3 protein-coding genes are annotated in these 22,522 nt (G+C 76.8%); 2 read left to right on the top strand and 1 reads right to left on the bottom strand.

The window, feature by feature from the left end; all coding sequences use genetic code 11:
• Nucleotides 1-17: 17 nt before the first annotated feature.
• Nucleotides 18-1,238: a cytochrome P450 gene (locus ACIQOW_RS17350; protein ID WP_401085398.1), complete on the bottom strand. Its 1,221-nt coding sequence runs from the start codon at nucleotides 1,236-1,238 to the stop codon at nucleotides 18-20.
• A 276-nt stretch (nucleotides 1,239-1,514) separates the two neighbouring features.
• Between ACIQOW_RS17350 and ACIQOW_RS17345 the strand changes: the two genes are divergently transcribed.
• Nucleotides 1,515-17,912, top strand: a complete 16,398-nt coding sequence (locus ACIQOW_RS17345) for a type I polyketide synthase (RefSeq protein ID WP_401085395.1) — start codon at nucleotides 1,515-1,517, stop codon at nucleotides 17,910-17,912.
• The gene (locus ACIQOW_RS17340) at nucleotides 17,909-22,507 is read left to right on the top strand and encodes a type I polyketide synthase (RefSeq protein WP_401085392.1); all 4,599 of its coding nucleotides are present in this window, start codon (nucleotides 17,909-17,911) and stop codon (nucleotides 22,505-22,507) included. The genes ACIQOW_RS17345 and ACIQOW_RS17340 overlap by 4 nt, the downstream gene beginning before the upstream one ends.
• Nucleotides 22,508-22,522 lie beyond the last annotated feature (15 nt).

Here is a 22,522-nt window from a genome sequence, read left to right as displayed (position 1 = left end):
GCCGCCGCGGCGCACCGTCAGCGGTGGGACACCTTCAGCGGCAGGCGCCTGAGGCCGAGCACGAAGTTGAACCGGGTGTGCCACTCCAGCTCGGAGGTCGCCAGCTCGATCCTCCGGTAGCGGCGCAGCAGTTCGGTGATGGTCATGCAGACCTCGGTCTTGCCGAGCATCGCGGCGATGCAGTAGTGCGGCCCGGAGCCGAAGGCGAGCGACTTCACGCCCTCGCGGCGCAGGTCCAGCCGGTCGGGGTCGGGGAACTTCGCCGGGTCGCGGTGGGCGGCGCCGAGGAGCGCCATCACGGCGGCGCCGGCCGGGATCACCTGCCCGGCGACCGTCAGGTCGTCGGTCAGCTGCCGCATGATGATCTGCACCGTGGAGTTGTAGCGGGCCAGCTCCTCGAAGCAGTCGCCCATCATCTCCGGTTCGGCGCGCAGCAGTTCCAGCTGGTCGGGGTTGGTGAGCAGCGCGTGCATGCTGTTGCCGATGACGTTGATCGTGGTCTCGTGCCCGGCGTTGAACAGCAGCAGCACCTGGGCGATCACGTCCTCGTCGTCCAGCCCCTCGCCGTCCTCGTCCCTGGCCATCAGCATGGTCAGCACGTCGTCCCTGGGCTCGGCCCGGCGCAGCTCCATCTGGTGCCTGATGTAGGCGCTGAACTCGGGCTCGGCCTGGTTCATCGCGTCCCGCATCCGCGGGGTGATCAGCGGGTCGATGATGTTGGCGATCGCGTTCGTCCACCTGAGGCACTTGTCGGCGTCCTCGACCGGGATGCCCAGCAGGCCGCAGATCACCGCGACCGGGACGGGCGCGGCGAGCTGCTCGATCAGGTCGACCTCGCCCTCGCCCATGTCGTCGATCAGCCGGTCGACGATGCGCAGGATCTCCGGTTCGAGGCGCTGCACCGCGCGCGGGGTCACCGCCCTGGCGATGATCCGGCGCAGCTTGCGGTGCTCGTCGCCGTGCTTGACCAGCATCCAGCGGCGCAGGCTGCGCATCGCCGGGCTGTCGGGGCCGCCGCGCTGTTCCGTGAACGCCGGGTCCTCGCTCACGCCGGAGGACGCCTGTGGGGCCCGCAGGAACGCGTCCACGTCGTCGTAGCGGCTGAGCGTCCAGAATCCGTACGGCGAATGGTGAATGGGCTCGGTCTCGCGCAGCCGCCGGTAGTAGGCATATCTGTTCCGATGGAGCAGCGGATCGTTGAGGTCGAAGAGAACCCTGGCCCTTTGCCGCTCCACCATGACCCGGCCAATCATCCCGAGGATATTTTTCCCCAGACTCGGCGGAGGCCCATGAGGGGTCAACCCCTATCCTGCCGCGGGCCGCACTGGTTAAGGGGGAATCCCGAAGGCTAGGGGTAGTTGGCGGTGCGCGGCCACGGTTAGCCTGCGTCGGGCGGACCGGCGATTCGGACGGCTGGTGCAAGTGGCGGCGAAAGTCCAGAGAATTCCCGTGAACGGGCCGGCCGGTCATTTCCGTCTATTCGTCGTGCCATCCGTGGAAGAGGGTTTCACCAGATGGTTGATAAGGATACGCTTCGCGATTATCTGAAGCGGGTCACCGCCGATCTGCACCGGACCAGGCAACGCCTGGCCGATTTCGAGGCGGCGGACTCCGAGCCGCTGGCGATCATCGGGATGAGCTGCCGGTTCCCCGGCGGTGTCCGTTCCCCGGAGGACCTCTGGCAACTGGTGGCCGACGGCGCCGACGCCATCGGCCCGTTCCCCGAGGACCGCGGCTGGGCCCTGGACCACCTCTTCGACGACGACCCCGACCGGGCCGCGACCAGCTATGTGCGCGAGGGCGGATTCGTCGCCGACGCCACCGGGTTCGACCCCGGGTTCTTCGACATCTCGCCGCGCGAGGCGCTGGCGATGGACCCGCAGCAGCGGTTGCTGCTCCAGGCGTGCTGGGAGGCCGTCGAACGGGCCCGCCTCGACCCCACCTCGCTGCGCGGCGGCGACACCGGCGTGTTCGTCGGCGCCGGCGACCAGAAGTACAGCGCGCTGGTCGTCGGGGCGCCGAACGAGGGCGGCGAGGGCTACCTGCTCACCGGCGGCGCCAGCGCCGTCATCTCGGGCCGGGTCTCCTACGCGATGGGCCTGGAGGGCCCCGCGATCACGGTGGACACCGCCTGCTCCTCCTCGCTGGTCGCGCTCCACCTGGCCGCCCGCTCGGTCCGCCAGGGCGAGTGCTCGCTGGCGCTGGTCGCCGGCGTCACCGTGATGGCCACCCCCGGCGTGTTCACCGAGTTCAGCAAGCAGCGCGGACTGGCCGGGGACGGCCGCTGCAAGTCCTTCGCCGCCGCGGCCGACGGCACCGGCTGGTCCGAGGGCGTCGGCGTGCTCCTGGTCGAGCGGCTCTCCGAGGCCCGCCGGCTCGGGCACCCGGTGCTCGCCGTGGTGCGCGGCTCGGCGGCCAACCAGGACGGCGCCTCCAACGGGCTGACCGCCCCCAACGGCCCGTCCCAGCAGCGCGTCATCCTCCAGGCGCTGGCCAGTGCCAAGCTGTCCACCGGGGACGTGGACCTGGTCGAGGCGCACGGCACCGGCACCGAACTGGGCGACCCGATCGAGGCCCAGGCGCTGCTGGCCACCTACGGCCAGGGCCGCCCCGAAGGCCGGCCGCTGTGGCTCGGCTCGGTCAAGTCCAACATCGGGCACACCCAGGCCGCGGCCGGCGTGGCCAGTGTGATCAAGGCCGTGATGGCGCTGCGCCACGGCGTGCTGCCGGCCACCCTGCACGTGGACGAGCCGACCCCGCACGTCGACTGGTCGGCGGGCGCGGTGGAACTGCTCACCGAGGCCCGGCCCTGGCCGCGGGGCGCCGAGCCCCGCCGCGCCGGCGTCTCCTCCTTCGGCATCAGCGGCACCAACGCCCACATCATCCTGGAGGAGGCCGGCGAGCCCGAGGCGGAGCCCGAGTCCAGCCCGGCCACCGGTGAACTCCCGTTCGTCCTCGGCGCCAGGACCGACTCCGCGCTGCGCGGCCAGGCCGCGCGGCTGCGCGCCCTGCTGGCCGCCGACCCGGCGCTGCACCCGGCCGACCTCGGCCACTCGCTGGCCGTCACCCGCGCCGGGCTGAGCCACCGCGCGGTGGTGGTCGCCGCCGACCGCGCCGACCTGCTGGCCGGCCTCGCCGCCCTGGAGGACGGCACCGAGAGCGGCCGGGTGGTGCGCGGCGCCGCCCGCAAGAGCGGCAAGCTGGCCTTCCTGTTCACCGGCCAGGGCGCCCAGCGCGCCCGGATGGGCGCCGGACTGGCCGCCGCCCAGCCCGTGTTCGCCGAGGCCCTGGCCGAGGTGTGCGAGCGGCTCGACCCGCACTTCGACCCGCCGCTGCGCGCCGTGCTCGACGCCGAGCCCGGCACCGCGACCGCCGCACTGCTCGACGAGACCGCGTACACCCAGGCCGCGCTGTTCGCCGTCGAGGTGGCGCTGTTCCGGCTGGTGACCTCCCTCGGCGCGGCCCCCGACTACCTGCTCGGCCACTCGGTCGGCGAGGTGGCCGCCGCGCACGCCGCCGGGGTGCTCTCGCTGGACGACGCCTGCGTCCTGGTCGCCGCGCGCGGCCGGCTGATGCAGGCGATGCCCGCGGGCGGCGCGATGCTCGCCGTCGAGGCGGACGAGGCGCGGGTCCGCGAGGACCTGGCCGGCCTGGAGGCGCTGGTCGCCGTCGCCGCCGTCAACGGACCGGCCTCGGTGGTCGTCTCCGGGGACCGCGAGGCGGTGCTGGCACTCGCCGACACCTGGCGCGAACGCGGCCTGCGCACCCGGGAGTTGCGCGTCTCACACGCCTTCCACTCGCCGCACATGGACGGCATGCTGGCGGAGTTCCGCGAGGTCGTCGCGGGGCTCGCCTTCCGGCCGCCGGCCGTCCCGGTGGTCTCCGACCTCACCGGCGGGACCGCCACCGCCGAGCAGCTCGCCGACCCCGAGTACTGGGCCCGGCAGGTCCGCGAGGCCGTCAGGTTCGCCGACGGCGTCCTGCACCTCGACGCGCAGGGCGTCACCCGCTACCTCGAACTCGGGCCCGACGGCGTGCTCAGCGCCATGGCGCGGGAGAGCCTCGCGCACCGCGGGGACGGCGTCTTCCTGGCCCCGCTGCTGCGCCGCGACCGGCCCGAGCCGCAGAGCGCCACCACCGCGCTGGCTGGCCTGTACGCGCACGGCGTCGCGCTCGACTGGGCCGCCCTGTTCGGCGGCGGCCGGCTGCTGGACCTGCCGACCTACGCCTTCGAGACCGCGCCGTACTGGCCGAACACCGCCTCCTGGCGCGGCGACGTGGCGGCGGCCGGGCTGAGCGCCACCGGCCACCCGCTGATCGGCGCCGGGATCTCGCTGGCCGGCGGGGACGAACTGCTGTTCACCGCCCGGCTGTCCGCCGACTCCCATCCGTGGCTGGCCGACCACCGGGTGCACGGCCGGGTCCTCGTACCCGGCACCGCCTTCGTCGAACTCGCCGTCCACGCGGGCGACCAGGTCGGCTGCGGCGACCTCGACGAGCTCGTCCTGGAGGCCCCGCTGGCGCTCCCCGAGCGCGGCGCGGTGCAGGTCCAGGTGGCGGTCGGCGCCGCCGACCACGGCGGACGCCGCACCGTCACGGTGCACGCCCGCCCCGAGGAGCGGGCCGACGACGGCTGGCAGGACCGGCCCTGGACCCGGCACGCCACCGGCGTGCTCGCCCCCACCGACGAGGGCGCGGCGGCCGAGTCCGCCCCCGAGCCGTGGCTGCCCGCCGACGCCGTCGCGGCCGACCCGGACGCGCTCTACGAACTGCTGGACACGGCCGGCCTGGCGTACGGCCCGGCCTTCCGCGGCCTGACCGGCGCCTGGCGGCACGGTGACGCGATCCTGGTTGAGGCCGCGGCCGGCGATCCCGAGGACGCCCGCCGCTACGGCCTGCACCCGGCGCTGCTGGACGCCGTCCTGCACGCGCTCGCGGCCCGTCGGCCGGCCGCCGGGGGAGCCGGCGCCACCGCGCTCACCGCGGGGCTGCCGTTCTCCTGGACCGGGGTGGCGCTGCGCGCCTCGGGCGCGCCCGCCGTCCGGGCCAGGATCACCCCGCTGGGCGAGGACGCGCTCTCCCTGGCCGCCTGGGACGCCGACGGCCGGCCGGTCGTCACCGTCGAGCGCCTGGTGCTGCGCCCGGCCACGCCCACCGGGCCGTCCGCCGACGTGCCCGGGCTGTACCGGGTGGACTGGCGGCGCCCGACCGGTGACGGCGAGGTCGCCCTGCCGGCCGGCCTCGTGGTGCTGGAGGCCGGGGACGCCCTGGCCACGGCCGTCGACGAGGACGGCCGGGTGCCCGGCATCGTGGCGCTGCCCTGTGGGGGCGGCTCCGCGCAGGAGGCCGTCACCCGGGTGCTGACCGTGCTCCAGGACTGGCTGGCCGACGACCGGTTCGGCTACGCCCGCCTGGTGGTGCTCTCCCGCGACGCGGTCGCCGCCGCCCCCGGCGACCCGGTCGCCGACCCGGCCGGCGCGGCCGCCTGGGGCCTGGTGCGCACCGCGCAGACCGAGCACCCCGACCGCTTCGTCCTGCTGGACGTCCCCGCCGACGCACCGGTGCCGGCCGAAATGCTGGGCGAGCTGCTGGCCGAGGCCGTCGCCGTCTCCGTCGCGTTCGGTGAACCCCAACTGGCCCTGCGGGACGGCGAACTGATCGCCGCCCGGCTGGTCCGCGCCGCCGGGCCCGCCGCACTGCCGGCCCCGGCCGGCGCCGCGGCCTGGCGGCTGGACACCCGTGCCCCCGGCACCCTGGAGGCGCTCGAACTGCTGCCGGTCGACCCGGCCGCCCCGCTGCCCGCCGGCGCCGTGCGCCTCGGCGTCCGCGCGGCGGGCCTGAACTTCCGCGACGTCCTCGGCGCCCTCGGCATGTACCCGGGCGAGGTCGTGCTCGGCGGCGAGGCGGCCGGCGTGGTGCTGGAGGTCGGCCCCGAGGTCGCCGGACTCGAACCCGGCGACCGGGTGTTCGGGATCTGCCCGGCCTCCTTCGGCCCCGTCGCCGTCACCGACCACCGGCTGCTCGCGCCGATGCCCGAGGACTGGACGTTCGCCGAGGCGGCGGCCGTCCCGATCGCCTACGCCACCGCCTACTACGGCCTGGTCGACCTGGCCGGGCTGCGGGCCGGCGAGTCGGTGCTGATCCACGCCGCCGCGGGCGGCGTCGGCACCGCCGCCGTGCAGGTCGCCCGGCACCTGGGCGCCGAGGTCTTCGGCACCGCCAGCCCCGCCAAGTGGAAGGCGGTGCGCGCCCTGGGCGTCGCCGCCGACCGGATCGCCAACTCCCGGGACACCGGCTTCGCCCGCGCCTTCGCCGAGGCCACCGACGGCCGCGGCATGGACGTGGTGCTGGACGCGCTGGCCGGGGAGTTCGTCGACGCCTCGCTCGACCTGCTGCCGCGCGGCGGCCGCTTCCTGGAGATGGGCAAGACCGACATCCGCGACGCCGACGAGGTCGCCGCCCGCCACCCCGGCGTCCGCTACCAGGCCTTCGACCTGATCGAGGCCGGGCCCGAGCGGATCGGCGAGATCCTCGCCGCCCTGCTGGAACTGTTCAGGAGCGGCGAACTGCGGCTGCCGCCGCTGCGCGCCTGGGACCTGCGCACCGCCCCCGAGGCGTTCCGCCGGCTCAGCCAGGCCCGCCAGATCGGCAAGGTCGTCCTCACCGTGTCGCGCCCCCTCGACCCGGACGGCACGGTGCTGGTCACCGGCGGCACCGGCGGCCTCGGCCGGATGCTCGCCGAGCACCTGGTGACCGCCCACGGCGTCCGCCACCTCACCCTGCTCAGCCGCGGCGGCCCGGCCGCCGAGGGCGCCGCCGCCCTCACCGGGACGCTGGCCGGGTACGGCGCCCGGGCCGAGGTGATCGCCTGCGACGCCGCCGACCGGGCCGCGCTCGCGGAGGTGCTGGCCGGCCTCACCCGCCCGCTGACCGCGGTGTTCCACCTGGCCGGCGTGGTGGACGACGCCGTCGTCACCGGACTGACCCCGCAGCGCGCCGCCGCCGTGCTGCGCGCCAAGGCGGACACCGCCGCGCACCTGGACGAGCTGACCCGGCACGCCGACCTGGCCGCCTTCGTGCTCTTCTCCTCCGCCGCCGGCACCGTCGGCAGCGCCGGACAGGCCGGCTACGCCGCCGCCAACGCCTACCTGGACGCCCTCGCCCACCGCCGCCGCGCCGCCGGGCTGCCCGCCCTGTCGCTGGCCTGGGGCGCCTGGCAGGACACCGCCGGCATGACCAGCCGGCTCACCGAGGCCGAGCGCGAGCGGATCGGCGGCTCCGCCTTCCCGCCGCTCAGCCCGGAGCGCGGCCTCGCCGCGCTGGACGCGGCGCTCGCCCTGCCCCACCCGGCGCTGGTCCCCACCGAAGTGAACCAGGGCGTGCTGGCCGCGGCCGCGGGCGCGCTGCCGCCGATCCTGCGCGACCTGGTCCGCGGCGGCACCCGGCGCGTCTCCGGCGCCGACCCGGCCGCCGCCGGCTCGACCCTCGGCCGCCGGCTGGCCGGCCTCGGCCCCGACGACCGGGCGCGGCTGCTGCTGGACCAGGTGCGCGCCCAGGCGGCCGCCGTGCTCGGCTTCGCCGGGCCCGAACTGGTCGACCCGAACCGGGCGTTCAAGGAGCTGGGCGTCGATTCGCTGACCGCGGTCGAGCTGCGCAACCGGCTCTCCGCCGTCACCGGACTGCGGCTGTCCGCCACCCTGGTCTTCGACAACCCGACCCCGGTGCTGGTCGCCGAGGAACTGGGCCGCGAACTGCTCGGCGAGGCCGAGCCCGAGGCCGCCCCGCCCACCCCGGCCCCGGCGGCCGGCCCCGGCACGGCCGGGGACCCGCTGGCGATCATCGGCATGAGCTGCCGGCTGCCCGGCGGCGCCGACACCCCCGAGGCCCTGTGGCGGATCGTCAGCCAGGGCGTGGACGCGATGATCCCGGTGCCCGCCGACCGCGGCTGGGACCTGAGCGCCCTCCCCGAGGGCTTCGCCGACGGCCTCGACGGCGGCTTCGTCGAGGGCATGGCCGACTTCGACCCCGGCTTCTTCGGCATCAGCCCGCGCGAGGCGCTGGCCATGGACCCGCAGCAGCGGCTGCTGCTGGAGACGGCCTGGGAGGCGATCGAGAGCGCCGGGATCGACCCGACCGCGCTGCACGGCAGCCCGACCGGCGTCTTCGTCGGCAACGCGACCACCGGCTACAGCGTCGGCGTCACCGAGGTGCCCGAGGGCATCGGCCCGCACCTGATGCTCGGCACCGCCGCCTCCGTCACCTCCGGCCGGGTCGCGTACACCCTCGGCCTGGAGGGCCCGGCGCTGTCCGTCGACACCGCCTGCTCCTCCTCGCTGGTGGCGCTGCACATGGCGGGCGAGGCGCTCGGGCGCGGCGACTGCTCGCTGGCCCTGGTCGGCGGCGTGACCCTGATGGTCGTGCCGACCATGTTCGTCGAGGGCACCCAGGGTGGCGCGGTCTCCACCGACGGCCGCTGCAAGGCCTTCGCCGCCGCCGCCGACGGCACCGGCTGGGGCGAGGGCGCCGGCATGCTGCTGGTCGAGCGGCTCTCCGACGCCCGCCGCAACGGCCACCGGGTGCTGGCCCTGGTCCGCGGCACCGCCGTCAACCACGACGGCGCCAGCAACGGACTGACCGCGCCCAACGGCCGGGCCCAGCAGAAGGTGATCCGGCAGGCGCTGGGCGCCGCCGGGCTCACCCCCGGGGACGTCGACGCCATCGAGGCGCACGGCACCGGCACCGAACTGGGCGACCCGATCGAGGCCCGGGCGCTCCAGGCGGTCTACGGCCGGGACCGGGACGCCGAACGGCCGGTCTGGCTCGGCTCGGTGAAGTCCAACATCGGGCACACCCAGGCCGCGGGCGGCGTCGCCGCGGTGATCAAGATGGTCCAGGCGATGCGGTACGACCTGCTGCCCGCGACCCTGCACGTCGACGAGCCGACCCCGCACGTGGACTGGTCGGCGGGCACCCTGCGGCTGCTCACCGAGGCGAGGCCGTGGCAGCGCGACGGCCGGCCCCGCCGGGCGGGCGTCTCCTCGTTCGGCATGAGCGGCACCAACGCCCACGTGATCCTGGAGGAGGCGCCGGAGCGGGCCGCGGTCCAGGCCCGGCCGGCCGAGCCGTCGCTGGCCGGAGCCCCCACCCCGTGGCTGCTGTCCGCCCGTGGCGGTGCCGCGCTGCGCTCCCAGGCCGCCCGGCTGCGCGAACACCTGGACACCAGGCCGGAATTGACGATCGATCAGCTCGCGGGCGCGCTGGTCTCCGGGCGCTCGTCCTTCGACCACCGCGCGGTGCTGCTCGCCGAGGACCGGGAGTCCTTCGCCGAGCTGCTGACGGTGCTCGCCGAGGACGGCACGGCCGAGGGCCTGGTGCGCGGGACCGCCGCCGCCGGCGGCCGCACCGTGTTCGTCTTCCCCGGCCAGGGCACCCAGTGGGCCGGCATGGCCGCCGGACTGCTGGACTCCTCCGCGGTCTTCCGCGACTCCGTCCGCGCCTGCGACGAGGCACTGGCGCGGTACGCCGACTGGTCGGTGGAGGCCGTGCTGCGCGGCGCCGAGGACGCCCCGCCGATCGAGCGGCTGGACGTCGTCCAGCCGACGCTGTTCACCATGATGGTGTCGCTGGCGGCGCTCTGGCGCTCGCACGGCATCACCCCCGCCGCCGTGGTGGGGCACTCCCAGGGCGAGATCGCGGCGGCCCACGTCGCGGGCGCGCTCACGCTGGACGACGCGATGCGGATCGTCGCGCTGCGCAGCAAGCTGCTGCTGTCGCTCGCCGGACAGGGCGCGATGGCCTCGGTCGCGCTGCCCGAGGACGACGTGGCCGCCCGGATCGCGGACCGGCCCGGCGAGCTGCACATCGCCGCCGTCAACGGCCCGCGCTCGACCGTCGTGGCCGGCCCCCCGGAGCCGGTGGACGCCTTCGTCGAGGCGCTGGCCGCCGAGGACGTCCGGGTGCGCAAGGTCCGGGTCAACGGCGCCGGCCACTCACCGCAGGTCGAGCCGCTGCGCGAGGCGGTGCTGGAGGCCCTGGCCGGCATCGAGCCGCGGCCCGCCACCACCGCCTTCTACTCCACGGTGACCGGCGGCGCGCTCGACCCCGCCGGGCTGGGCACCGCCTACTGGTACCGCAACATGCGCGAGCCGGTCCGGTTCGCCCACGCCGTCCGCTCCCTGCTGGACGACGGCTACCGCACCTTCGTCGAGTCCAGCCCGCACCCGGTGCTGGGCCCCGGCGTCCAGGAGGCGGCCGAGGAACTGCCCGGCACCGGCGACGTGACCGTGGTCGGCACGCTGCGCCGCGACGAGGGCGGCCCGGCGAAGTTCCTGCGCTCGCTCGCCGAGGCGCACGTCCACGGCGCCCGCCCGGACTGGTCCCCGGTCCTCGGCGGACTCCCGGCCACCCCCGTCGAGCTGCCCACCTACGCCTTCCAGCGGCAGCGCTACTGGCTCGACCTCCCGTCGGCGGCCGGCGCGGCCGCGGACGCCCTGCGCGACCCGGCCGAGGAGCGGTTCTGGGCGGCGGTCTCCGAGGCCGACCCGGCCGGGCTGGCCGAGGCGCTCGGCGTGGACGACCCGGCCGGCCGCGCCGCGCTGGCCGCCGCCGCGCCCGCGCTGCCGGTGCTCTCCTCCTGGCGGGCCCGCCGCCGGGACGGCTCGACCATCGACAACTGGCGCTACCGGCTGCGCTGGCGCCGGCTCGCCCGCGCCGAGGGGGCCGCGCTCTCCGGCACCTGGCTGCTGGTCACCCAGGACGGGGCGGACGACGAGGCCGCCGCGTTCTGCGCACGGGCGCTGAGCGAGCACGGCGCCCACGTGGTGACCGTCCCGCCCGCCGCCGACGACCCCTCGGGCACCGGCCTCACCGGGCGGATCGCCGAACTGGCCGCCGAGGCCGGGCCGGACGGGCCGAGCGGCGTGCTGTCCCTGCTGGCCCTGGACGAGGAGACCCACCCGGACCACCCGGTGCTCTCCCGCGGCCTGGCCCGCACCCTGGCCCTGGTGCAGGCCGTCGAGGCGGCCGGCGTCGCCGCCCCGCTCTGGCTCGTCACCAGGGGCGCGGTCTCGGTCGGCGCCGCCGACCCGCTGACCCGCCCCGAGCAGGCCGGCGCCTGGGGCCTCGGCCTGACCGCCGGGCTGGAACTGTCCGGCCGCCGGATCGGCCTGCTCGACCTCCCCGCCGAGCTGGACGAGCGCGCCGCGGCCCGGCTGGCCGCCGTCGCCGAGGGCCGCACCGCCGAGGACCAGGTGGCGCTGCGCGCCGCCGGACTGTTCGGCCGCCGGATGGTCAGGGCCCCGCGTGAGGACGCCCCGCACCCGGACGCCTGGCAGCCGCACGGCACCGTGCTGATCACCGGCGGGACCGGCGCGATCGGCGGCCACGTGGCCCGCTGGCTGGCCGGGGCCGGCGTCGAACGGCTGGTGCTGGCCGGCCGGCGCGGACCGGCCGCCCCCGGCGCGGCGGCGCTCGCCGAGGAGCTCACCGGGCTCGGCGCCGAGGTCAGGATCGAGGCCGTGGACGTCGCCGACCGGACGGCCGTCGCCGCCCTGCTGGACGGGCTGCCCGAGCTGACCGCGGTCGTCCACGCGGCCGGCGTCGCCCAGAGCACCCCCGTCCTGGACACCGACGCCGCCGAACTGGCCGCCACCCTGGACGCCAAGGTCGCCGGCGCCGTCCACCTGCACGAACTCGCCGGGGAGGGGCTGGAGGCGTTCGTCCTGTTCTCCTCCGGCGCGGCCGTCTGGGGCGGCGCCGGACAGGCCGCCTACGCGGCCGCCAACGCCCGGCTGGACGCGCTCGCCCAGCACCGGCGCTCGCTCGGACAGCGCGCCACCTCGGTCGCCTGGGGCGGCTGGTCCGGCGGCGGCATGGCCACCGACGAGGCCGTGGCCGTCCTCGGCCGGCGCGGCCTCGCCCCGATGGACCCGCAGCTCGCCGTCACCGCGCTCGGCCAGGCACTGGCCGACGACGAGACCCTGCTGACCGTCGCCGACATCGACTGGGCGGCCTTCGCCCCGGCCTACGCCGCCGCCCGCGAGCGGCCGCTGATCGAGGAGGTCCCCGAGGCGGCCGAGGCGCTCGCCGACGCGGGCCCCGACGGCGACGGCCCCGCGGCGGAGGGCGAGTTCGCCCAGAGCCTGGCCGCCCTGCCGCAGGGCGAGCGCGGCCGGGTCATCCTCGACCTGGTCCGCACCCACACCGCCGCCGTGCTCGGCTACCCCGGGCCCGGGGACGTCGAGCCCACCCGGGCGTTCCGCGAGGTCGGCCTGGACTCGATCATGGCGGTCGAGGTCCGCAACCGGCTGCGCACCGCCACCGGGCTGCGGCTGTCGGCCACCATGGTGTTCGACCACCCGACGCCGGCCGCCGTCGCCGACCACCTGGCCGCGCAGCTGCTCGGCACCCCGGCCGCCGCCGCCCCCGTGGCGGCGCAGGACGGCCCCCCGGCGGACGACGACCCGATCGCCATCGTCGGCATGGGCTGCCGCTTCCCCGGCGGCGTCCGCTCGCCCGAGGACCTGTGGCAGCTGGTCCTGACCGGGCAGGACGCGATCACCCCGTTCCCCGCCGACCGCGGCTGGGACCTCGACGCGCTCTACCACCCCGACCCGGACCGGTCCGGCACCTCCTACGTCCGCGAGGGCGGCTTCCTGGACGGCGCCGGCGACTTCGACGCCGAGTTCTTCGGCATCAGCCCGCGCGAGGCGATCACCCTCGACCCCCAGCAGCGCCTGCTGCTGGAGGCCGGCTGGGAGGCGCTGGAGCGGGCCAGGATCAACCCGGAGACGATCGTCGGCGCCAAGGCGGGCGTCTTCGTCGGCACCTCCTTCCAGGGCTACGGCGTGGACGCCCAGGCCGGCATCTCCGCCACGGAGGGCTTCTTCCTGGCCGGGACGGGCACCGCAGCGGTGTCCGGGCGGCTCGCGTACACGCTCGGCCTGGAGGGCCCCGCGGTCACCGTCGACACGGCCTGCTCCTCCTCGATGGTCGCCCTGCACCTCGCCTGGCAGGCGCTGCGCAACGGCGAGTGCACCCTCGCCCTGGCCGGCGGCGTGACCGTACTGCCCACCCCGGTCTCCTTCACCGAGTTCAGCCGCCAGCGAGGCCTGGCCCCGGACGGCCGGTGCAAGGCGTTCGCCGCCTCCGCCGACGGCACCAACTGGGGCGAGGGCGTCGGCGTGGTCGTCCTGGAGCGGCTCTCGCACGCCCGCCGCAACGGGCACCCGGTGCTCGCCCTGTACACCGGGTCCGCGACCAACCAGGACGGCGCCTCCAACGGCCTGACCGCGCCCAACGGGCCGTCCCAGCAGCGGGTGATCCGCCAGGCCCTGGCGGTCGCCGGCGCCGCCCCGACCGAGATCGACCTGGTCGAGGCGCACGGCACCGGCACCATGCTCGGCGACCCGATCGAGGCGCAGGCCGTGATCGCGACGTACGGCCAGGACCGCCCGGAGGACCGGCCGGTCTGGCTCGGCTCGCTGAAGTCCAACATCGGCCACACCCAGTCCGTCTCCGGCGTCGCCGGGGTGATCAAGACCGTGATGGCGCTGCGCGCCGGCGTCCTGCCGCCGACCCTGTTCGCCGAGGAGCCGACCCCGCACGTCGACTGGAGCGCGGGCCGGGTCGAGCTGCTGACCGAGGCCCGGCCCTGGCCGAGCACCGAGGGCCCGCGCCGGGCCGGCGTCTCCTCCTTCGGCGGGACCGGGACGAACGCCCACGCCGTCCTGGAGCAGGCCCCCGAGCCCGAGGACGAGCCGCGCGAGGCCCGTACGGCCGGGCCGCTGCCCTTCGTGCTCTCCGCGCGCGGCCCGCAGGCCCTGCGCGAGCAGGCCGGGCGGCTGCTGGCCCACCTCGACGAGGGACCGGGGACGGACCTCGGCGACCTCGCCTACTCGCTGGCCACCACCCGCACGCCGTTCCACGAGCGGGCCGTCCTGCTCGCCGCCGACCGGGCCGACCTGCGCGACGGCCTCGCCGCCCTGGCCGCCGGCCGGACCCCGGAGGACGCCCTGACCGGCTCCGCCGTGGACGGCCGCACCGTGTTCGTCTTCGCCGGCCAGGGCGCCCAGTGGGCCGGCATGGCCGCCGCCCTGATGGACTCCTCCGAGGTGTTCGCCGAGCGCATCGCCGCCTGCGACGAGGCGCTCGCCCCGTACACCGACTGGTCCCTGGTGGACGTGGTGCGCGGCGTCGAGGGAGCGGCCCCGCTGGAGCGGGTGGACGTGGTGCAGCCCGCCCTGTGGGCGATGATGGTCTCGCTCGCCGCGGTCTGGCGCTCCTGGGGCGTCGAACCGGACGCGGTGATCGGCCACTCGCAGGGCGAGATCGCGGCCGCCTGCGTGATCGGCGCGCTGTCGCTGGAGGACGCCGCCCGGGTGGTGGCCGTGCGCGGCCGGGTGCTCACCGGGCTGTCCGGCAAGGGCGGCATGGTCTCGGTCCTGCTGACCGCGGCCCGCACCGAGGAGCGGATCGCCCCCTGGGCGGGGCGGATCTCCGTCGCCGCCGTCAACGGGCCGACCTCCACCGTGGTCTCGGGCGAGACCGCGGCGCTGGAGGAGTTCTTCGCCGCCTGCGAGGCCGACGGGGTCAGGGCCCGCCGGATCGCCGTCGACTTCGCCTCCCACTCGGCCCAGATCGAGGAGGTCGAGGACCGGCTGGTCGGGGCGCTCGCCGGGATCACCCCGCGCTCCTCGGCGGTCTCGTTCTACTCCACCGCCCTCGGCCGCTGGATGGACTCCGCCGAACTGGACGCCGGCTACTGGTACCTCAACCTGCGCAACACGGTCGGCTTCGAGCAGGCCGTGCGCGCCGTCGCCGCCGAGGGCTACCGGCACTTCGTCGAGGCCAGCCCGCACCCGATGCACACCGTCGGCATCCAGGAGACCCTGGACGACCTGGACGACGCGGTCACCGGCGGCGGCGCCGTGGTCGGCTCGCTGCGCCGCGACCAGGGCGGCCTGGACCGGCTGTGGGCCTCCGCAGCGGAGGCCCATGTGCGCGGCCTGGCCGTCGACTGGGCGAAGCTGCTCGACGGCCTCGGCGCCCGCACCGTCGACCTGCCCACCTACGCCTTCCAGAGCAAGCGCTACTGGCTCGGCACCTCCGCCCCCGGCGCCGGCGGGGCCGACACCGCGGGGCTGGGCGCCACCGGGCACCCGCTGCTCGGCGCCGCCGCCGACCTGGCCGGGCTGGACGCCGTGCTGCTGACCGGCCGGCTCTCCCTCAGGTCCCAGTCATGGCTGGCCGACCACGCGGTGCTCGGCACCGTGCTGCTGCCCGGCACCGCCTTCGTCGAGATCGCGGTCCAGGCCGGCGAGCAGGTCGGCTGCGGCTTCGTCGAGGAACTCACCCTGGCGGCCCCGCTGGTGCTGCCCGAGGACGGCGCGGTGCGCCTCCAGGCGGTCGTCCAGAGCCCGGACGCCGAGGGCCGCCGGATGCTGAGCGTCTACTCGCGACCGGAGGACGGCAGCGCCGCCGCCGGCACGGACGGCTGGACCCGGCACGCCACCGCCACCCTGGCACCGGAGGCGCCCGCCCCCGGCTTCGACCTCGCGCAGTGGCCGCCGCGGGACGCCGTCGAGATCGACCTCGGCGGCTTCTACGAGGACCTGGCCGCACGCGGCTACGCGTACGGGCCGGCCTTCCAGGGCATGCGCGCGGCCTGGCACCACGGCGGCGAGGTCTTCGCCGAGGTGACCCTGCCGGAGGCGGGCACGGACGGCGAGCGCTACGGCGTGCACCCGGCCCTGCTCGACGCGGCCCTGCACGGCATCGGGATGCTGCGGGCGCTGCGCGACTCCGAGCACGGCGCGCCGACCAGGGCCGAGCTGCCGTTCGCCTGGCGCGGCGTCGGCTGCCACCAGCGGGGCGTCACCTCGCTGCGGGTGCGCCTCGCCTTCGCCGAGACCGACGGCTTCACCCTGCAGACCGCGGACGGCACCGGACTGCCCGTCGCCTCGATCGAGGCGCTGGTCTCCCGGCCGGTGCCGGACGGCCTCGGCGCCGCCCCGGCGACCGGGCAGTCGCTGTTCCGGGTCGAGTGGACCGGGGCCGAACCGCCCGGGGAGCCCTGGGCGGGCCCGCTGCTGCTGGCCGGCGACGACCCGACCGGCCTGGCCGGCCGGCTCGCCGCCGCCGGGGCCGCGGTCGAGCACCACCCGGACCTCGCCGCGCTGGCGGCGGCCTTCCCCGAGGGCCAGGAGTCGGCGACCGTCCTGATGACGCCGCCCGGCACCGCCGACGGCGACCCGGCCGAGGCGGTCCGCACCGCCACCCACACCGCGCTGGCCCTGGCCCAGCAGTGGCTCGCCGAGGACGCCTTCGGCTCCTCCCGCCTCGTGCTGGTCACCCGGGGCGCCGTCGCGGCCGGACCGGACGAGACCCCCGGCGACCTCGCCGCCGCCGCGGCCTGGGGCCTGCTGAGGTCCGCCCAGTCCGAGCACCCCGGCCGGTTCGTCCTGGTCGACGAGGACGGGCACGACGGCACCGCCGCCGCGCTGCTCGCCGCGCTGGGCACCGAGGAGCCCCAGGCCGCGCTGCGCTCCGGCACCGTCCGCGTCCCGCGCCTCGCCCGCCTGGCCGTCCCCGCCGAGCGGGACGCCCCGGCCTTCGACCCCGACGGCACGGTGCTGATCACCGGCGGCACCGGCACCCTGGGCCAGGCGCTGGCCCGCCACCTGGTGACCGAACACGGCGTCCGGCACCTGGTGCTGACCAGCCGGCGCGGACCGCAGGCACCGGGAGCCGCCGAACTGACCGCCGAACTGGCCGGCCTGGGCGCGAGCGCCGAGATCGCGGCCTGCGACGTCGGCGACCGCGCGGCGGTGGCCGCCCTGCTGGCCGGCATCCCGCAGGGCGCCCCGCTGCGCACCATCGTGCACGCGGTCGGCGAACTGGACGACGGCGTGCTCGCCGCCCTCGACCCGCAGCGGGTCGACCGGGTCCTGCACGCCAAGGTCGGCGGCGCGCTGCACCTGGCCGAACTGACCCGAGGCACCGGCCTCACCGGCTTCCACCTGTTCTCCTCGGCGGCCGGCACCTTCGGCGGCGCCGGCCAGGCGAACTACGCCGCGGCCAACGCCTTCCTGGACGCCTTCGCCCAGGCCCGCAGGGCGGAGGGGCTCGACACGGTCTCCTTCGCGTGGGGCCCGTGGGCGCAGCCCACCGGGATGACCGGGAACCTGACCGAACTGGACGTCAACCGGGTGCGCCGGCTCGGGATGACGCCGATGACCACCGAGGAGGGCCTGGCCCTGTTCGACGCCGGCCTGGCCGGCGGCCCGGCCGTGGTCGTCCCGATCAACCTGGACACCGCCGTCCTGCGGACCCAGGGCCTGCTGCCCCCGCTGCTGCGCGGCCTGATCCCGGCGGCCGGGGCCCCTGGGGCGAGCGGGGCCGCGGCCCGGGACCCGCACCTGCCCCAGCGGCTGGCCGGCCTCTCCGACAAGGAGCGGCTGGAGACCCTGCTCGACCTGGTGCGCACCCAGGCCGCCACGGTGCTCGGCCACGACTCGGCGAGTTCGGTCGGCGCCGAGCGGGGCTTCCTGAAGGTCGGCATGGACTCGCTCACCGGGGTCGAGCTGCGCAACCGGCTGGCCCTGGCCACCGGGCTGCGGCTGCCGGCGACGCTGATCTTCGACCACCCCACGCCGCTGGACCTGGCGCTCTTCCTCCGGGACTCGCTGGCCCCGGCGCCCGCCGCCCCGGCCGCGAGCGCGCTGGAGGAGCTGGCCAGGTTCGAGGAGGTGCTGCGGAGCCTCGGCGCGGAGGTGCCGGAGCGGGCCGCCGTCGGCCGGAAGCTGCGCGAACTGGCCTCCCGGTTCGGCGAGTTCGGCAGCACCGACGGCGCGGCGAGCCTGGAGACGGCGAGCGCGGAGGAGCTGTTCCAGATCCTCGACCAGTCGCAGTGAGACCCGGGGGAGACGCCATGACGACCGAAGAAGACCTGCTGAAGTACCTGCGCCAGGCCACGGCCGCGCTCCAGGAGACCCGTCAGGAGCTGCGGGAGGTGCACGAGAGGGCCAGGGAGCCGATCGCGATCGTCGGGATGGCCTGCCGGCTGCCCGGCGGGGTCGCCACCCCGGAGGAGCTGTGGCGGCTGGTCGCGACCGGCGGCGAGGGCCGATCCGGCCTGCCCACCGACCGCGGCTGGAACCTCGCGGCCCTGGGCGGCGACCGGCAGGCCGGCTTCGTGCACGAGGCCGGCTGGTTCGACCCGGGCTTCTTCGGCATCTCGCCGCGCGAGGCCGTGGTGATGGACCCCCAGCAGCGGCTGTTCCTGGAGTCCTGCTGGGAGGCCTTCGAGTACGCCGGGCTGGACCCGGACGCGCTGCGCGGCAGCCGGACCGGGGTGTTCGCCGGGATGATGTACCACGACTACCTCCCCGGCGGGGACGAGGGCAGCGAGGTCTTCCTGGGCACCGCCACCGCGGGCAGCGTGGTCTCCGGCCGGGTCGCCTACGCCCTCGGGCTGGAAGGTCCGGCGGTCACCGTCGACACGGCCTGCTCCTCCTCGCTGGTGACGCTGCACCTGGCGGCGCGGTCGCTGCGCGGCGGCGAGTGCGACCTGGCCCTGGCCGGCGGCGTGACCGTGATGGCCGCGCCCAGCGTGTTCGGCCCGCTGGCCGGGCAGGGCGTGGCCGCGGACGGCCGCTGCAAGGCGTTCGCCGCGGCCGCCGACGGCATGGGCTGGGGCGAAGGGGCCGGCGTGCTGCTGCTGGAGCGGCTCTCCGACGCCCGGCGGCTCGGCCACCAGGTGCTGGCGGTGGTGCGGGGCAGCGCGGTCAACCAGGACGGCGCCTCCAGCGGGCTGACGGCGCCCAACGGCCCGTCCCAGCAGCGGGTGATCCGGGAGGCGCTGGCCGATGCCGGGCTCTCCACCGCGGACGTGGACGCGGTGGAGGCGCACGGTACCGGCACCAGCCTCGGCGACCCGATCGAGGCCCAGGCGCTGCTGGCCACCTACGGGCAGGGCCGGCCCGAGGGCCGTCCGCTGCTGCTCGGCTCGGTCAAGTCCAACCTCGGGCACACCCAGGCCGCGGCCGGTGTCTCCGGGGTGATCAAGACGGTGCTGGCGATGCGCAACGGCATGCTGCCCGCCACCCTGCACGTGGACGAGCCGACACCGCTGGTGGACTGGTCGGCGGGGGCGGTGGAGCTGCTCACCGAGGCGCGGCCGTGGCCGGAGCTGGACCGGCCGCGCCGGGCGGGCGTCTCCTCCTTCGGCGTGAGCGGCACCAACGCCCACGTGGTCCTGGAGCAGGGCGACCCGCTGCCCGAACCCGGTCCCGGCCGCGCCCCGGCCGTCGTGCCGTGGCCGCTGTCGGCCCGGACCGCGGACGGCCTGCGGGCCCAGGCGCGCCGGCTGCGGGCCTTCCTGGCCGCCGCCCCCGACGCGGACCCGGTGGACGTCGGCCGCGGGCTGCTCGCCCGTACGGCCATGGAGCACCGCGCGGTGGTGCTCGGCGCCGACCGCGAGGCGCTCACCGCCGGGCTGGACGCACTGGTGGCGGGCGAGCCGGCCGACGAGGGCCGGACGGCGTTCCTGTTCACCGGGCAGGGTGCGCAGCGGGTGGGGATGGGCAAGGGCCTGTACGAGGCGTTCCCGGTGTTCGCGGGGGCCTTCGACGAGGTCTGCGCCGGGTTCGACCTGGGCGGGCCGCTGAAGGACGTGGTGTTCGGGGGCGCGGAGGATCTGGACCGTACGGTGTGGGCGCAGGCCGGGCTGTTCGCGGTCGAGGTCGCGTCGTACCGGTTGCTGGAATCCTGGGGCGTGGTACCGGACTTCCTGCTCGGGCACTCGATCGGCGAGGTCGCGGCCGCGCACGTCGCCGGGGTGTTCTCGCTGGCCGACGCGTGCGCGCTGGTCGCGGCGCGGGGCCGGCTGATGCAGGCGCTGCCCGAGGGCGGCGCGATGCTGGCGGTCGAGGCCGGCGAGGCCGAGGTTCGCGAGGCGATCGGCGAGCGGCTGGACGTCGCGGCGGTCAACGGGCCTGTCTCGGTGGTGGTTTCGGGCCGGGCGGAGGCGGTGGACGAGTTCGCCGAGCGCTGGAAGGCCGAGGGCCGACGCGTCCGGAGACTGACCGTCTCGCACGCCTTCCACTCGGCCCTGATGGAGCCGATGCTCGCGGAATTCGCCACTGTGCTCGGGAAGTTGACCTTCCACGAGCCCCAGCTGCCGATCGTCTCCACCCTGACCGGAGCGATCGCGGGGCCCGGGTTGCTCACCGCCCCCGACTACTGGGTGCGGCAGGTCCGCGAGGCCGTCCGCTTCGCCGACGGCGTCCAGGCGCTGACGGCACAGGACGTCACCCGCTACGCCGAACTCGGCCCCGACGGCGTGCTCTCCGGGATGGCCCGGCAGGCCGCGGCCCGGGGCGCCTTCGCGCCGGTGCTGCGCCGCGACCGGGACGAGGCCGAGACCGCCCTCGCCGCCCTCGGGACGCTCTGGGCCGCGGGCACGGTCGTGGACTGGGCGGCCGTCTTCGCCGACTGGGGCGGGCGCCGGTTGCTGCTGCCCCGGTATGCCTTCGACCGGCAGCACTACTGGGCGCGGCCGCCCGCCCCGGCGCCGCACGCGGTGGCGGGGGAGCGCTCCGACGCCTGGCGCTACCGGATCGGCTGGAAGCCGATGCCCGGCGCGGCCGTCCCGCCGCTGCTGACCGGCACCTGGCTGGCGGTGCTCCCGGACGGGGAGGCCGGGTCCGGGGCCGTCGAGGCCTGCCTGGCGGCTGTGGCGCGCGCGGGCGCCGCCGTGGTGCGGACCACGACCGCGCGGATCGCCGACCCGTCGACCGAACCCGGCGAGGTGGCCGGGGTGCTGGCCTTCCCCTCGACCGAGCCGGACACCGACCCCGTCCCGGCGGCCCTGGACCTGATCGACGCGCTGACCGCCCGGGAGCTGCGGGCGCCGGTCTGGTGGGTCACCTCCGGGGCGGTGACCGTCCGGGAGGACGAGGCCGTCCGGCCCGGCCACGCCGCGATCTGGGGCCTCGGTCGCGTGGTCGGGCTCGAACTGCCGGGCCTGTGGGGCGGGTTGGTGGACGTCTGCGGACCGGCCGGGCCGGTGCTCGGCGACCGGATGGCCGAGGTGCTGTCCGGTACCGAGGACCAGGTCGCCGTCCGGGCCGCCGGGGCCTTCGCCCGCCGGCTCGTCCCGGCGGCCGTCCCGCCGGACGCCGCCGCGCCGGCGGCCCCCACCACCGGCACCGTCCTGGTCACCGGCGGCACCGGAGCGCTCGGCGCCGCGACCGCCCGCCGGCTGGCCGGGCAGGGCGTCCCGCACCTGGTGCTGGTCTCCCGCCGCGGCCCGGCCGCGCCCGGCGCCGCCGAACTGGTCGCGGAACTGGAGGCGCTGGGCGCCCGGGTGACCGTCGCCTCCTGCGACACCGCCGACCGCGCCGGCCTGGCCGAGGTGCTCGCCGCCGTCCCGGCGGAGTTCCCGCTGCGCGGAGTGGTGCACGCGGCCGGCGTCGGCGACCCGACCCCCTTCGGCAGCACCGGGCGCGCCGAGTTCACGGCGGTCGTGGACGGCAAGGCCGCCGGCGCGGCCTGCCTGGACGAGCTGCTGGCCGGCACCCCGCTCGACTTCTTCGTCCTCTTCTCCTCCATCGCCGGCGTCTGGGGCAGCGGCGGGCAGTCCGCGTACGCGGTGGCGAACGCCGCGCTGGACGCGCTCGCCCTCGACCGCAGGGCCCGCGGGCTGGCGGCCACCTCCGTGGCCTGGGGCCCGTGGGCGGGCGAGGGCATGGCCGGCGGCGCCGACGCCGAGGAGTTCCTGCGCCGCCGCGGCCTGCGGGCGATGGCCCCGGAGCTGGCCCTGGACGCGATGGACACCGCGATCCGGGCCGGCGACGTGTGCGTGACCGTCGCGGACGTCGACTGGGCGGCCTTCCTGCCCGGCTTCACCGCGTACCACCCGCAGCCGCTGATCGAGGACGTCCCCGAGGTCCGGCAGGCCCTCGCCGGGGCCGGAACCGGCGGCCCGCAGGACGGCACCGCCCTGCGTGAGCGCCTGACCGGACTGTCCGGCGAGGAGGCTCTCGCCCTGCTGCTGGAGACCGTGCAGCGGCAGGCGGCGGCGGTCCTCGGCCACAGCGCGGCCGGGGCGGTCGCCGCCGACCGGGCCTTCCGTGATCTGGGCTTCGACTCGCTCACCGCCGTCGAGCTGCGCGACCGGCTCACCGCGGCCACCGGCCTGGCGCTGCCCGCCACGCTGATCTTCGACCACCCCACCCCACGGGCGCTGGCCGAGCAGATCACGGCCGACCTGCTCGGCGACGACGCCCTCGACGGGGACGAGGCGGAGCACCTGCGCCGCCTGCTGCTCACCATTCCGGTGTCCCGGCTGCGCGAGTCCGGCCTGCTGGAGCCGCTGCTGCGGCTCGCCTCGCAGGAACCCGCGCCCGCCGCCGAGGACGAGGGACCCGCGACCGCCATCGAGTCGATCGACGCGATGGACGCCGAGAGCCTGCTGCGGCTCGCGCTCGGCGAACGTGATCACTGACCGCAGTTCGGAGCT

Origin of the sequence: Kitasatospora sp. NPDC091335, from assembly GCF_044757205.1 — a bacterium.
Taxonomy (GTDB): domain Bacteria; phylum Actinomycetota; class Actinomycetes; order Streptomycetales; family Streptomycetaceae; genus Kitasatospora.
This window is presented reverse-complemented; position numbering and strand designations above follow the sequence as displayed.